General features: G+C 72.8%; 14 protein-coding genes and 1 tRNA gene. 6 read left to right on the top strand and 9 right to left on the bottom strand.

Going from position 1 to position 12707, the window contains the following annotated elements; translation table 11 throughout:
• From ACFQ3T_RS28360 to ACFQ3T_RS28335, 6 genes are all read left to right on the top strand, one after another.
• On the top strand, positions 1 to 477 hold a 477-nt coding region (locus ACFQ3T_RS28360; protein ID WP_380727720.1), incomplete at its 5' end, for a hypothetical protein.
• 170 nt (positions 478 to 647) lie between these two features.
• On the top strand, positions 648 to 1973 hold the full coding sequence (locus ACFQ3T_RS28355) for an NAD(P)/FAD-dependent oxidoreductase (RefSeq protein ID WP_380727718.1): 1326 nt from the start codon (positions 648 to 650) through the stop codon (positions 1971 to 1973).
• A 194-nt stretch (positions 1974 to 2167) separates the two neighbouring features.
• Positions 2168 to 2290 (top strand): hypothetical protein, encoded by a 123-nt coding sequence (locus tag ACFQ3T_RS28350; RefSeq protein ID WP_267935188.1) that lies wholly within the window; start codon positions 2168 to 2170, stop codon positions 2288 to 2290.
• Positions 2291 to 2293: 3 nt separating this feature from the next.
• Positions 2294 to 3412, top strand: a complete 1119-nt coding sequence (locus tag ACFQ3T_RS28345) for an ATP-grasp domain-containing protein (RefSeq protein WP_380727716.1) — start codon at positions 2294 to 2296, stop codon at positions 3410 to 3412.
• Positions 3393 to 4463, top strand: coding sequence for a SagB family peptide dehydrogenase (locus tag ACFQ3T_RS28340; protein ID WP_380727714.1), 1071 nt, complete (start codon positions 3393 to 3395; stop codon positions 4461 to 4463). The genes ACFQ3T_RS28345 and ACFQ3T_RS28340 overlap by 20 nt, the downstream gene beginning before the upstream one ends.
• An 87-nt stretch (positions 4464 to 4550) precedes the next feature.
• Positions 4551 to 4624: transfer RNA gene (locus ACFQ3T_RS28335), tRNA-Leu, on the top strand.
• A 157-nt stretch (positions 4625 to 4781) separates the two neighbouring features.
• Here ACFQ3T_RS28335 and ACFQ3T_RS28330 read toward each other — a convergent pair.
• From ACFQ3T_RS28330 to ACFQ3T_RS28290, 9 genes are all read right to left on the bottom strand, one after another.
• The gene (locus tag ACFQ3T_RS28330) at positions 4782 to 6413 is read right to left on the bottom strand and encodes a DUF885 domain-containing protein (protein ID WP_380727712.1); all 1632 of its coding nucleotides are present in this window, start codon (positions 6411 to 6413) and stop codon (positions 4782 to 4784) included.
• Positions 6414 to 6467: 54 nt separating this feature from the next.
• Positions 6468 to 7115, bottom strand: coding sequence for a LuxR C-terminal-related transcriptional regulator (locus tag ACFQ3T_RS28325; protein WP_380727710.1), 648 nt, complete (start codon positions 7113 to 7115; stop codon positions 6468 to 6470).
• On the bottom strand, positions 7067 to 8344 hold the full coding sequence (locus ACFQ3T_RS28320; protein WP_380727708.1) for a sensor histidine kinase: 1278 nt from the start codon (positions 8342 to 8344) through the stop codon (positions 7067 to 7069). Before ACFQ3T_RS28320 ends, ACFQ3T_RS28325 begins: the two co-directional genes overlap by 49 nt.
• Positions 8345 to 8403: 59 nt before the next feature.
• Positions 8404 to 9273, bottom strand: coding sequence for a pyrroloquinoline quinone biosynthesis protein PqqB (pqqB, locus tag ACFQ3T_RS28315; protein ID WP_380727706.1), 870 nt, complete (start codon positions 9271 to 9273; stop codon positions 8404 to 8406).
• A gap of 90 nt (positions 9274 to 9363) precedes the next feature.
• Entirely contained in the window at positions 9364 to 10419 is a 1056-nt protein-coding gene (gene pqqE / locus ACFQ3T_RS28310; protein WP_380727703.1) for a pyrroloquinoline quinone biosynthesis protein PqqE, read from the bottom strand.
• On the bottom strand, positions 10412 to 10681 hold the full coding sequence (gene pqqD / locus ACFQ3T_RS28305; protein ID WP_380727701.1) for a pyrroloquinoline quinone biosynthesis peptide chaperone PqqD: 270 nt from the start codon (positions 10679 to 10681) through the stop codon (positions 10412 to 10414). The genes pqqE and pqqD overlap by 8 nt, the downstream gene beginning before the upstream one ends.
• On the bottom strand, positions 10678 to 11397 hold the full coding sequence (pqqC, locus tag ACFQ3T_RS28300) for a pyrroloquinoline-quinone synthase PqqC (RefSeq protein ID WP_380727699.1): 720 nt from the start codon (positions 11395 to 11397) through the stop codon (positions 10678 to 10680). The genes pqqD and pqqC overlap by 4 nt, the downstream gene beginning before the upstream one ends.
• Positions 11398 to 11480: 83 nt before the next feature.
• Positions 11481 to 11576, bottom strand: a complete 96-nt coding sequence (pqqA, locus tag ACFQ3T_RS28295; protein ID WP_073895738.1) for a pyrroloquinoline quinone precursor peptide PqqA — start codon at positions 11574 to 11576, stop codon at positions 11481 to 11483.
• A 109-nt stretch (positions 11577 to 11685) separates the two neighbouring features.
• On the bottom strand, positions 11686 to 12707 hold a 1022-nt coding region (locus ACFQ3T_RS28290), incomplete at its 5' end, for a polysaccharide deacetylase family protein (RefSeq protein ID WP_380727697.1).

Raw genomic sequence — 12707 nt, 5'->3', positions numbered from 1 at the left:
GGGTGGGTGCCCAGCTCGGCGGTCGGGGTGGTGGCGGCGGGTGTGGCCGGGGTGCTGGCCGCCAACGGGGTCGAGTGGCCCGCCCTCGCCCTGTACGGGGCGCTGGCGGTGGCCGCGATGGCGGTGCCCGCGTCCGCCGCGGTCGCGTTGATCATCGGGTACCCGGCGGCCGCGATGGTGCTCACGGGTGACGAGCCGTCGTGGCCCGGCGTGCTCGCCCTGGTCGTCCTGCTGCACCTCTTGCACGTCCTGTCCGCGTACGCGGCGGTTCTCCCGCTCGCCTCCCGCGTTCACCTGAACGCACTAGCGGCGCCCGCGAAGAGGTTCGCCGCCGTGCAACTCTCCGTGCTCGGCCTCGCCGCCGTCGTCATCCTGTTGCCGGGCGGCCGAACGGCTGAGGCCGTCGAGGTGGTGGGCATAGCCTGTGCCGTCGGGCTCGTCCTCGGCGTGGTCCTCCTGATGCGCCGGAGAGGCTGAGGAACGGCCCCCCGCCGCTCAGCGCGAGCTGAGCGTCTGGATCGTTCCTCTCAGGGGCTTCACCGGCTCGCGCTGGTCAGGCAGGTGAGTGTCCGTCATCACCCGCGACCGTGGTCACAACGGGCCTCGTCGATGCGCGGGAAAGGCCCGGCCGGTGCGACCATGTGTGTATGGCTGCTGTGAAGTCGCAACCCACACGGATCGTGATTGTCGGCGGTGGGTACGTCGGCATGTACACCGCGCTGGGATTGCAGAAGAAGCTGCGTTCCGGCGAGGCGTCCGTCACGGTGATCGACCCCCAGCCGCACATGACCTACCAGCCGTTCCTCCCCGAGGCGGCGGCCGGTTCCATCGAACCCCGCCACGTCGTCGTGCCGCTGCGCAAGGTCCTGAAGCGCTGCCACGTCGTCACCGGCAGGGCCACGCGCATCGAGCACTCGCGCAAGGCCGTCACGGTGGAGCTCGCCGACGGCCACGTCGAGGAGTTCGAGTACGACGTGCTGGTCTCCGCGCTGGGCGCGATCTCGCGCACCCTGCCGATCCCCGGCCTGCCCGAGGTCGGCATCGGCATGAAGACCATCGGCGAGGCCATCTACCTGCGCAACCACGTGCTGTCGCGGCTCGACCAGGCGGCCAGCACCAACGACCCGGAGCTGCGCAAGCGGCTGCTGAGCTTCGTCGTCATCGGCGGCGGCTTCGCGGGCATCGAGACGCTGGCGGAGCTGGAGGACATGGCCCGCTACGCGCTGCGCTACTACGAGGGCCTGAAGCAGGAGGACATGCACTGGGTCCTCGTCGAGGCGACCGGCCGGATCATGCCGGAGGTGAGCGCGCGGCTCGGCGTCTACACCGTCGAGCAGCTGGAGAAGCGCGGCATCAAGTGCTACCTCGACACGCGGGTCAAGTCGATGGAGGGCGGCCACGTCGTCCTCGACGACGGCACCGAGTTCGACTCGGACACCATCATCTGGACCGCGGGCATGAAGGCCAACCCGATGCTCCGCAACACCGACCTGCCGCTGGACGAGCGCGGCCGCGTCCGGTGCACGGCGGCGATGCAGGTCGTCGGCCTGCCGGGCGTGTGGGCGGCGGGCGACTGCTCGGCCGTGCCGGACCTCTCGCGCACCGAGGAGGACCCGACGGCGACGTGCGTGCCGAACGCGCAGCACGCCATCCGCCAGTCGAAGCTCCTGACCAAGAACATCATCGCGACCCTGCGCGGCAAGCAGCCCAAGGACTACTTCCACAAGTACCTGGGCTCGGTCGCGGGCCTCGGCCTCTACAAGGGCGTGGCCGACGTGTTCGGCCTGCGGTTCAAGGGCGTCGTCGCCTGGTTCATGCACCGCAGCTACCACGTGATGTTCATGCCCACGGTGAACCGCAAGTTCCGGGTCTTCGTGGACTGGACGCAGGCGCTGTTCTCGGGCCGCGAGGTCGTCGCGCTGGGCCAGATCCACGAGCCGAAGGCCGAGTTCGACCGCGCCACCAAGAGCTGATCGCGAACGGCTCCCCGCCCGCTGCGCCGTTCGGTGTGGCGGGCAGGGGGCCGTCCGGCGGAGCCTTCTCACTTGAGCCCCCGGTCGGCCTAACGCATCGTCGGTTGCCTTGACATTGCGTTACGTGAACCCGAGAATACAGCTGGTGTATCGCCTGAATGTGTGATGCATCAGTGGGGAGAGAGGTGACCGCGATGTCTCTCGAGGAGCTGGCCGCACAGCTTCGCCGCGGTGAGATCGAGGATCGTGCGCTGGCGGAGTACTCCGCCGAGTACGCGACTGCCGAAAAGCGTTTTTGCAGCAAGAAAGACGACTGAGCCATGACCGTCTCCGGGTGGGGGAACGAGGTCGTTCCCCCGCCCGAGGCAGCCAGACCGGCGAAACCCATCCCGCTGTTGCTGCAAGGTCAGGACTACCTGTTCCGGTCGCAGCCGAAGTGCCTGGACTTCCAGGAGCAGGTGCACCGCCTCGGCATGGTGGACGAGGGTGACGGCAGCCCCGTGCCCTGCGTGCTGGTGCTCGCCCGCGCCGCGGACATGGAGATGAACGAGCTCTCCATCGCGCTCGCCGAACGCGGCATCCGGATGGCCCGCATCGACGCCGACCGGTCCGCCGACCTGCCGCTCACCGTCTACACCGACCAGCCGCTGCTGGAGCTGGACCGCTGGCTGCTGCGCCCCCTCCTGGTGTGGCGCCGGCACTTCGAGCTGTCCGCGCTGCCCGTCGAACCCGGCACGCTCGCCGGCGCCTACGCCGTGGACCAGTGGGGCGCCGTCGCCGACTGGCTGTCCAGCCGGGGCGACTGGTCGCACGTCAACCCGAGCCGCAACACCTCCCACCTCAACCGGCTCACGCAGCTCGCCGACGCCGCCGCGTTCGGCCTGCGCGTGCCGCGCACCACGGTGACCACCCGCCCCGGCCGCACCCGGCCCGGCGGCGCGCGGTGCATCGTCAAGACGTCCGGCAGGCACCTGCTGGAACCCCGCCCCGGCATGCAGCACGGCCTGTTCCCGCGCCCGCTGGAGACCAGCCGGTCCGGCGACGTGCCCGAGCCCGCGCCGGTGATCGTGCAGGAGTACGTGCCGTCGGACACCGAGCTGCGCGTGTTCGTCGTGGGGGAGCGGTGCCTCGCCTTCCAGGTCGACAAGCTCGACCCGGCCCAGCTGTGGGTGGACCCGGAGGCGGTCCGCGTCACGCCGGTCGACGTGCCGTCCGGGCTGACCGACCGGCTGCTCGCGCTGGCCCGGCACTGGCGGTTGCAGGTCGCCGCGTTCGACCTGCTGGTCTCCGGTGGCGACCACGTGTTCCTGGAAGTCAACGTCAACTGCGACTGGCGGTGGTTCGAGCACCGCGCCGGTGACGCGCGGGTGTCCGAGGCCGTGCACGAGTGGGTGGCGGCGCGGTTCAAGGAGCTGCTGGGTGCGGGCAAAGGTCGCTGAGCACGCGACGCTGTTCTACCAGGACGGCGCCGTGGTGTGGGACGACTACCTCCACCACCGCCAGTTCGCCATCAGCGAGACCGCCGAGCTGTTGTGCCGCAAGTTCGCCGGGTTCACCGACGTGGACGAGCTGCTGGCGCCGCTCGCGGAGGCCGACCGGGCCGCGCTGCGCAAGGTGGTGGACGAGCTGCTCGAAGCGGGCGTGCTGATCGTCGAGGGCTCGCCGGAGCACGACGAGGAACGCCGGCTGCTGGACGGGTGGCACGCCTGGGGCGCGTCCGCGCGGCACTTCCACTTCGCCAGCCGCACCCTCGCCGACGCGCCGTACCAGGCGTCCGACGAGCACGACGCGGCGCTGGACGCCAAGCTGCCCGTCGAGCCGCCGCCCACGCCGTTCCGCAGCCTCGGCGGCGTCGCCGTGCAGCTGCCGCCGGTGCCCGACGAGCCGGACTGGGCCGGCGCGGGCCTGTACGACGTGCTGCTGGCCCGCCGCACGACCCGGGAGTTCGGCCCGTCGCCCGTGCCGCTCGCGCGCCTGGGCGAGCTGCTGGGCGTGCTGGCGGGGCCGTCGCCCGCGCGGTCCCGGATCGGGCGGTCCGGCACGGTGTTCAAGACGAGCCCGTCCGGCGGCGGACGGCACCCGGTGGAGCTGTACGCGCACGCGAGCCGCGTGGACGGGCTGGAACCGGGTTGGTACCACTACGACGGGCTCGCGCACGCGCTGGAGCCCATCGGGGTGACGTGGGGGCCGGACGAGATGGCCGCGGCGGCCGGCGACCAGGACTGGGTCGGACGGGCGCCGGTGGTGCTCGCGTACACCGGGCTCCTCGAACGGACCAGGTGGCGTTACGACACGTCACGTGCCTACCGAGTTGTGCAAATGGATGTAGGCCATCTGTCCCAAACGGCTTATCTGGTTGCTACGGCCCTGGGTTTTGGTATCGGCTTCACCGCAGCATTGCGGGATGAGGCCGTGGAACACGCACTCGGCTGTGACGCTTATCACGAAGTTGTACTCGGGATGAGCGCGCTGGGCCCATTACCCGAATGAGCGCAATAGCGGATCGCATTGAGCCGTGCGGGGGACTTCTTGTGAACCTGCCCCACGAACGCTCGGTAACGGCTTAGGCTCCCCGCTGCCCCCGTAGCCCAACCGGTAGAGGCAGGCTCCTTAAAAGAGTCACAGTACGGGTTCGAATCCCGTCGGGGGCACGTTCTGCGCCGCTCACACTTCACCCATCTGCCGGGTGAACACGAACGCGCGCGCCGTGTCGGTCACGCACCAGAATCACCGGAACGGACCCGCGAGTCGTCTCGGGAGTGAACGTCACCACCGGAATGGACGACTCGCGGGCACGCCGACCCGACGTCACCCCTGGGAGCGCACCCAGTCGGTGACGACCTCGTCCAGCACGGCCAGCGGCAGCGGCCCGCCGGCCAGCACCAGGTCGTGGAACGCGCGGATGTCGAAGCGGTCGCCCAGCGCCTCGCGGGCCGCCGCCCGGACGCGCAGGATCTCCAGCCGGCCGACCATGTAGGCCAGCGCCTGGCCGGGCGCGGCGATGTACCGGTCGACCTCGTTCTCGATCTCCACCAGCGCCAGCGGCGTGTTCGCGCTCAGGTAGTCGACGGCCTGCTGCCTGCTCCAGCCGTGCGCGTGCAGGCCGGTGTCGACCACGAGCCGCCCGGCGCGCAGCGAGTCCAGGACCAGCATCCCGAGCCGCGCCACGTCGTCGGAGTACAGGCCCATCTCGTCGGCCAGCCGCTCGGTGTAGAGGCCCCAGCCCTCCAGGTAGGCGGTCACCTGGGCGACGCGGCGCAGCACCGGCAGCCCGGTCGCCTGCTGGGCGAGCGTGATCTGGAAGTGGTGCCCCGGCACGGCCTCGTGGAACGCGATGGCCTCGGCCTGGTAGCGGAACCGCTCCTCCACGCGGTGCGTGTTCGCGTAGTAGGTGCCGGGCCGCAGGCCGTCCAGCGACGGCGGCGCGTAGTACGCGATGGGCGCGCCCGGCGCGTCGGCGGCGGGCACGGGCTCGACCCGGCAGCGCTGCTCGGGCAGCCGGCCGAACCAGCGCGGCGCGGCCTCCTCCGCCCTGGTCACGGCGTCGCGCGCGGCGGTGATCAGCTCGTCCTCGGTCCGCCAGCGCAGCGACTCGTCGGTCCGCATCCGCTCGAACACCTCGGCCACGTCCGACGTGCCGAACACCCGCTCGCCCAGCTCGGCGTACTTGCGGGCCAGCGACTCCATCACGTCGAGGCCGGTCTGGTGCAGCTCCGCGGGCGTGCGGTCGGTGGTCGTGTTGACGCGGACCAGCGCCGCGTAGAGCGCCTCGCCGTCGGGCAGCCAGCGCAGCCCCGCGCGGTCCTCGGGACGGCCCTCGATGCCCGCGACGACGTCCCGGTAGGCCGCGAACGCGGGCCGCACCACGTCGGCCAGCAGGCGGTCCCGCTCGGCCGTGAACGCCCGGCTGCCCGTCGGCGGGGCCAGCGGGTCCTCGTCGGCGGCCAGGTACCGGTCCACGTGCGCCACGGCGGCGTCCACCAGGTGCCGCACCGGCGTGCGACCGGCGGCGGCGCCCGCGACCTGCCGCTCGCCCACGCGCCGCAGGAAGTCCGGGACGGCGGCCAGCCGGTCCAGGTAGGCCCGCTCCGACTCCGGCCCGGACAGCACCGTCATCGGCAGGATGGACAGCAGCTCGCCGGCGGGCGCGAAGAACGAGTCGGTGATCGTGTACTCGACGCCGCGCGCGTCGATCTGGTCCACGATCGCCCCGGCCTGCTGGATGACCACGGCCCGCGTCACGGGGTCGTCGTCGTCCGGCCGGGAGCGCGCCCGGTCGGCGATGTCGACGGCCCGCGCCCGCGCGGCCTCGTGCGACTCGGCCCGGTGGTCGGCCAGCAGGTGGTCGTACCCCGGCACGCCGTAGACCGTCGCGCCCAGCGGTGTCAGGGTGCACATCAGGTCGAGCAGTTCGTCGGCCAACTGAGCCGTCGTGGTCATCGGAACCCCCCTGGGTCGTCGTGGACCAAGATGCTACTTAGCCTAAGAAACGATTTACACCCGGTCCAAATAGGCCAGCACGGCGAGCACCCGCCGGTTGTCGTCCCCGGACAACGGCAGGTCCAACTTGCCGAAGATGTTCGCGATGTGTTTGCCGACCGCTTTCTCGGTGACGAACAGCCGCCCGGCGATCGCGCCGTTGGAACGGCCCTCGGCCATCAGCGAGAGCACTTCCCGCTCGCGCGGCGTCAACGTCGTCAGCGGTCGGTCCCGCGCGCCGCGGGCGAGCAGTTGCGTGATGACCTCGGGGTCCATCGCGGTGCCGCCCGCGGCCACCCGTCGAATGGCGTCGATGAACTGCTTCACGTCCGACACGCGGTCCTTCAGGAGGTAGCCGACCGCGCCGCCGCGGTCGGACAGCAGTTCCCGCGCGTAAAGCTGCTCCACGTACTGCGAGAGGACCAGCACCGGCAATCGCGGCACCCGCTTGCGGGCCTCGATCGCGGCCCGCAACCCCTCGTCGGTGAACGTCGGAGGCAGGCGCACGTCGACCACCGCCACGTCCGGGCGGTGGTCGACGAGGGCCTTGAGTAGGGCGGGACCGGAGTCGACCGCCTCGACGACGTCGAAGTCGTAGGCCTGGAGCAGCCGGATCAGGCCGTCCCGGAGGAGGACGAGGTCTTCACCGAGGACAACGCGCACGGCAGCTCCATGGTCACGATGGTCGGCCCGCCCACCGGGCTCGCGATGCCGAGTGTGCCGTCGAACGCGGCCAGCCTGCGCTCGATCCCGCGCAACCCGCCGCCCTCGCCCGCCACGGCCCCGCCCCGCCCGTCGTCGCCGATCATCAGCGACAGCCGGCCGCCCTCGTGCCGCACCCGCAGCCACGCCGAGGTCGCGCCGCTGTGCTTGGCCGCGTTCGTCAGCGTCTCGGCCACCGCGAAGTAGGCCGCCGACTCGACCGGCGCCTCCGGCCGCCCGGCCAGCTCCACGTCGGCGTCCACGCGCAGCGGGTGGGCCAGCGCCAGCGCGCGCAACGCGCCGTCCAGCCCGCGGTCGGCCAGCACCGGCGGGTGGATGCCGCGCACCAGGTCGCGCAGCTCCGCCAGCGCCACGGTGGACGACTGGCGTGCCTCCGCCAGCAGCTTCAGCGCCGCGTCCGGGTCGTGGGCCAGCAGCTCCTCGGCCATGCCGAGGCTCAGGCCGAGCGCCACCAGCCGCGCCTGCGCGCCGTCGTGCAGGTCCCGTTCGATCCGGCGCAGCTCGGCGGCCTGCGCGTCGACCGTGTCGGCCCGCGAGTCGGCCAGCACCCGCACCCGGTCGGTCAGCGCGGCGGTGGCGCTGGGCGCGAGCAGCCACTTGACGACGGTCGCGTGCAGCCGGGCGAACCGGGGCGTGGACCACCACGCCAGCGCCAGGAACGCGATGCCCAGCAGCGGCGCGAGCACGAAGCTGCCGGGGGTGGTGGCGGTCATCGCGACGTACTCGACGTCGTCGGCGTCGAGCCAGATCAGCGGGACCACGAAGCCGAGCACACCGTTGATCCAGAACGCGACGGGCAGCACGCCGCAGACCACGCCGAGGATCGCGTTCAGCGGCAGGAACGCCAGGTCGCGCCACGTCGCCGGGTCGGTGGCGATGGTGCGGACCCTGGTCATCGGGCCGCGGTTCTCCGGCGCCCGGTGCGGCGCGGGGACCTCCACGCCCAGCACGCGCGACGCCCACCACCGGCAGAGGCCGGTGTAGCGGCGGGCCAGCGCCGTGGCCACGAGCAGCAGCGGCACGCCCAAAGTCACCAGGATCAGCGGGTAGGCCACCAGCTGGAGCGGGATCAGCAGCAGCCCGACGAGGGACAGCGGTGTCCGCGCCAGCCCCAGCGCGGCCTGCGTCAGCCTGGCGCGGGTGGCGCGCACGAGGTCGTGGTCCGTCATGGCCCCGATTCTTCCGGCTGCCCACCGGTGAATCGGTGGGTCTAACCCCCCAATCGACGTCAGAGGACGATCACCGCGCCGTCCTCGACGACCTCCACGCCCGCGCCGGTGACCTCGGCGTGCTCCGGCGACGCCGGGTCGAGCACCGGGTTGGTGTTGTTCAGGTGGGTGTAGATCCGCCGGGTCGCCGGGTGGCGGCGCAGCTCCGGGAGGCTGTGCGCGATCGGCAGGTGGCCCATCGCGGCCTGCCCGCTCGGCCGGCCGGTCGCCGCGCCCATCTCCGACGGGGCGTGGAACGTGCCGTCGAGCAGCACCACGTCCGCCTCCTCGACCAGCGCGTCGAACCCCGGCGGCCAGGACGCCAGGCACGGCGCGTACAGCAGCACGCCGCCCGTGGCCGGGTCGCGGAACCGGTACGCCACCACCCAGTGCCCGTCCGGGCCGGTGGCGTACCGGGGCCGCTTGCCGCTGACCGGGAACGCGGTCACCTCCAGCCCGCCGTCCAGCAGGACCGGCCGCTGCGGCTCCACCGGCCGCCACGCCCACTCCGCGTACGTCGCCAGCACGTCCCTGGTGGGCGTGAGGGCGTCCAGCACGGCCCGCGGCGCGTGCACCCGCAGGCCGGCCGCGCCGCGCAGCACCGCCAGGCCCAGCGTGTGGTCCAGCTCGGCGTCGGTGAGCAGGACGCCGCGGACCGGCGTGTCCCGCGGGCCGGGACCTGGCGCGAGGTCGGGCGTGGCGGCGAGCTGCGCGCCGAGGTCCGGAGAGGTGTTGACCAGCCACCAGCCCACGCCGTCGCCGCTCACGGCCAGCGAGTCCTGCGTGCGCGCGGGCAGCCGACCCGCCCGCACCGCCGCGCACGGCCCGCACGCGCAGTTCCACTGCGGCACACCGCCCCCGGCCGCCGTCCCGAGCACGACCACCCTCACCGCACGACCCTCCGCCGCAGCACGTCCCACCCCGCCGCCACCCTCACCGCACGCTCTCGCACCGCAGCACGTCCCACCCCGCCGCAACCCTCACCGCACGACCGCCCGGTGCTCCACCTCGCCCGGCGCGCCGGCCAGGATCGCGTCCACCAGGCCGCGGTGCGGCGAGAGCGAGCACACCGGATCGGTCGCCGCCGCGTCGCCGGTCAGCTGGAACGCCTGGCACCGGCAACCGCCGAAGTCCACCTCGCGCCGCGCGCAGGTGCGGCACGGGTCGCGCATCCACCCGAAGCCCCGGAACGCCTCGAACGCGGGCGACGTGTGCCAGATGTCGGCCAGCGCCCGGTCCGCGACGTTCTCCACGCCCAACCCGTCGATCACGCCCGCCGCCGGGCACGGCAGCACGTCCCCGTTCGGCGTCACGGTCAGCTGCCGCGCGCCCCACCCGTGCATGCACGGCTTCGGGTGCGCCTCGTGGTAGTCGGCGATCACGTACACGATCTCCATCGCCGACCGCGCCCGCTCCGCCGCCACCACCTCACCGGCCCGCGCCAGTTGCTCCCGCGTCGGCAGCAACGCGGCCCGGTTGCGCAACGCCCAGCCGTAGTACTGGGTGTTGGCCAGCTCCAGCCGGTCCGCGCCCAGGCGCTCCGCCAGCGCGACGATCTCGGCGACGTGGTCCACGTTCAGCCGGTGCAGCACCACGTTCACGGTCAGCGGCAGCCCCGCGTCCCGCACGGCGCGGGCGGCCGTCAGCTTGTGCCCGAACGCCTTCACGCCCGCGATGCGGTTGGCGCCGGCCTCCTGCGCGTCCTGCACGGACAGCTGCACGTGGTCGACACCGGGCAGCCCCGCGAGCCGTTCGGGGGTGAGCCCGAGGCCGCTGGTCACCAGGTTCACGTAGCAGCCGAGCCCGGACGCGTGGCCGACCAGCTCGGGCAGGTCCGCGCGCGCCAGCGGCTCACCGCCGGACAGGTGCACCTGCCACACGCCCAGCGCGCGGGCCTGGTCGAACACCGAGCACCACGCCGCCGTGCCCAGCTCGTCGTCGCGGCCGACCAGGTCGACGGGGTTCGAGCAGTACCCGCACCGCAGCGGGCACCGGTGGGTCAGCTCGGCGAGCAGGCCGAACGGCGCCTCAGCCATCGACTTCCACCACCCGGCGCGCCACCAGCCGGGCCACCAGCTCGGCGACGTCCGCGGGCTCGACGCCGTCGAACTCGTCGGCCAGCCGCCGCGCGATGCCCGCCACGGACGTCCGCCCGTCGCACAGCCCCACCACCGCGGCGGCCGTCTCGTTGAGCACCAGCACGCCCTCCGGGAACAGCACGACGTGACCGGCCCTGGCTTCGTCGTAGGCCGTCTTGACGCCCCGGCGCAGGCGCGGCACGGCGTCGGGCGCGGTCACGACGAGCCGCCAGCGCAGTGGTAGTCGACGGCGTCCAGCAACCCCCGCAGCACGTCGCACTTGAACGCCAGCGCGGCGACCGCCGCCTCCTGCTGCCCGCGCGTCCGGCAGTGGCGCACCACTATGTCCACAGTGGACTTCCCCTCGTCGGCGACGACCCCGAGCCGGGCGGTGAAGTAGGCGAAGCCCTCCTCGGCGATCCACGGGTAGTGCAGGCGCATGTCCGCCAGCCGGCGCGCCATCAGGTCGCGGGAGAACATCTCGGTGAGCCCGGACGCCACCGCCTCCACCCACGGCCGGGTGCGGGCGAACGTCACGTAGGCGTCCACGGCGAACCGGGTGCCCGGCAGCACGTGCCGCTCGTCCAGCACCTCCTCGCGGCTCAGCCCGACCGCCTCGGCCAGCCGCAGCCAGTCCTCCGCGCCGCCCTCGCCCGGCCGGTCGCCGTCGTGCCAGACGATCCGCTCCCGCCACGCGCGGCGGACGTCGACGTCGGGGCAGTTCGACAGGATCGCCGCGTCCTTGCGCGGTATCGCGCGCTGGTAGTACCAGCGGTTGGCGGCCCACAGCCGCAGCTCGTGCGCGGTCAGCCGGCCCTCGTGCAGCCGGAGGTGGAACGGGTGGCGGTCCCAGTAGCGGGGCGCCAGGGCGCGCAGGCGCGCGGTGAACTCGTCCGGGGTCAACGCGTCGGGGGACAACGCCACAGCACTCGGCACGGGGACGGCACCTCTCGGTCCACGCCACGCCCCTCCGGCGCCGGGCCGGAGGGGCACGGCGCCGGAGGGGCACAGCGCACGGGCTAGCTTCGAGCGGCGTAGGCGGTGACTTCCATCGGGGTGTCGACGTCCCGGAAATCGGGCTTCACCCAGGGGCGCTTCTCGGGCTCGGTGGTCATGCGCGACTCCTCGGAGGTGGTGCTTTCCGTGGGGCGGCGGTGACCCACCGTAGCGGCTTCGTCGCCCGCCGCGCCAGAGCGGCACGCGTTCCGCGCTGACCCGATCGGGTCAATTCCGCGCCGGGGGCATCCGCCGCAGCTGCTCCAGCACCACCGGGTCCTGCAGCTGCATCCACTGGATCACCTCGGTGTACGTCGCGCACACCGTCTCCGGCCGCACGCACACCTCGCCCAGGAACCCCTCCACCGCGCGGCTGAACGCGCCGCCCGCCCACTCGTTGAAGTGGTTGCCGATCACCACCGGGGCCCGGTTGCCGTTGAACGCCGCCTGGTACACCGAGCGGTACGTGTCCAGCACGATCCGCGTGTAGTCGCCCGAGTGGTCCGGCTCGTCCTTCGCCCCGTTGAGCGCGTACCAGAGGTTGAAGTCCATCATCACGACCTGCTTGCCCAGCGCGGGCACCCGCACCTCGGGCATCGGGAACTCCCACATCCCGTGCTGCACCGTCGGCCACACCACGCCCAGGCTGACGTGGCTGGTGTCGTAGGCCAGGCCGTGGGCCCTCATCGCCGGGAACGCCTGCTCCCAGACGCCCTCCAGGCACGGCGTCCGGCCGCCGCGGACCGCCGCCGGGTCGAGCTTGAACCCCTGCTGCCGGGCCCGCTCCACGATCTCGAAGAACTGGTCCAGCTCCCGGTCCCACTGCTCGGTGGTCCAGGTGCCGACGTTCGGCTCGTCGCCCTGGCAGAAGTGGCCGTTGTAGTGCGTGCCGATCTCGTGCCCGGCGTCGATGGCGTCGTTGAGGTACCCGATCCGCAGCGCCACGTCCGCCGGGGTGCCGCCGAACCCGATGGACGACTTGCCCGGCCGGTGCCCCGGCCCGGTGTACGTGCCGCCGTCCTGGTTGGCCACCAGGTACACGCCGGACAGCAGCCCGGTGACGTGCGCACCGGACCGCCGCGCGATCGGCATGATCCGGTCCCAGTGCGGCTTGGACGCCGCGCCGTCGAACGAGAACAGCACGAACTGCGGCGGCTTCTCGCCCGGCTGCACCCGCCGCATCCACGGCGGCGGGGTCGCGACGGGCGGCACGGTCGGCGGCGCGGCGGCGGTGCTGGTTGTCGACGTCC

This window comes from Saccharothrix hoggarensis (genome assembly GCF_042678885.1).
Lineage (GTDB): Bacteria > Actinomycetota > Actinomycetes > Mycobacteriales > Pseudonocardiaceae > Actinosynnema > Actinosynnema hoggarensis.
This window is presented reverse-complemented; position numbering and strand designations above follow the sequence as displayed.

What these genes read in the sequence shown, in the direction of transcription:
- ACFQ3T_RS28350 (WP_267935188.1), top strand. Translation starts at nt 2,168, where the DNA reads ATGTCTCTCGAGGAGCTGGCCGCACAGCTTCGCCGCGGTGAGATCGAG.
- ACFQ3T_RS28355 (WP_380727718.1), top strand. Translation starts at nt 648, where the DNA reads ATGGCTGCTGTGAAGTCGCAACCCACACGGATCGTGATTGTCGGCGGT.
- pqqE (WP_380727703.1), bottom strand. Translation starts at nt 10,419, where the DNA reads ATGGCTGAGGCGCCGTTCGGCCTGCTCGCCGAGCTGACCCACCGGTGC.
- ACFQ3T_RS28320 (WP_380727708.1), bottom strand. Translation starts at nt 8,344, where the DNA reads ATGACGGACCACGACCTCGTGCGCGCCACCCGCGCCAGGCTGACGCAG.
- ACFQ3T_RS28345 (WP_380727716.1), top strand. Translation starts at nt 2,294, where the DNA reads ATGACCGTCTCCGGGTGGGGGAACGAGGTCGTTCCCCCGCCCGAGGCA.
- pqqA (WP_073895738.1), bottom strand. Translation starts at nt 11,576, where the DNA reads ATGACCACCGAGCCCGAGAAGCGCCCCTGGGTGAAGCCCGATTTCCGG.
- ACFQ3T_RS28330 (WP_380727712.1), bottom strand. Translation starts at nt 6,413, where the DNA reads ATGACCACGACGGCTCAGTTGGCCGACGAACTGCTCGACCTGATGTGC.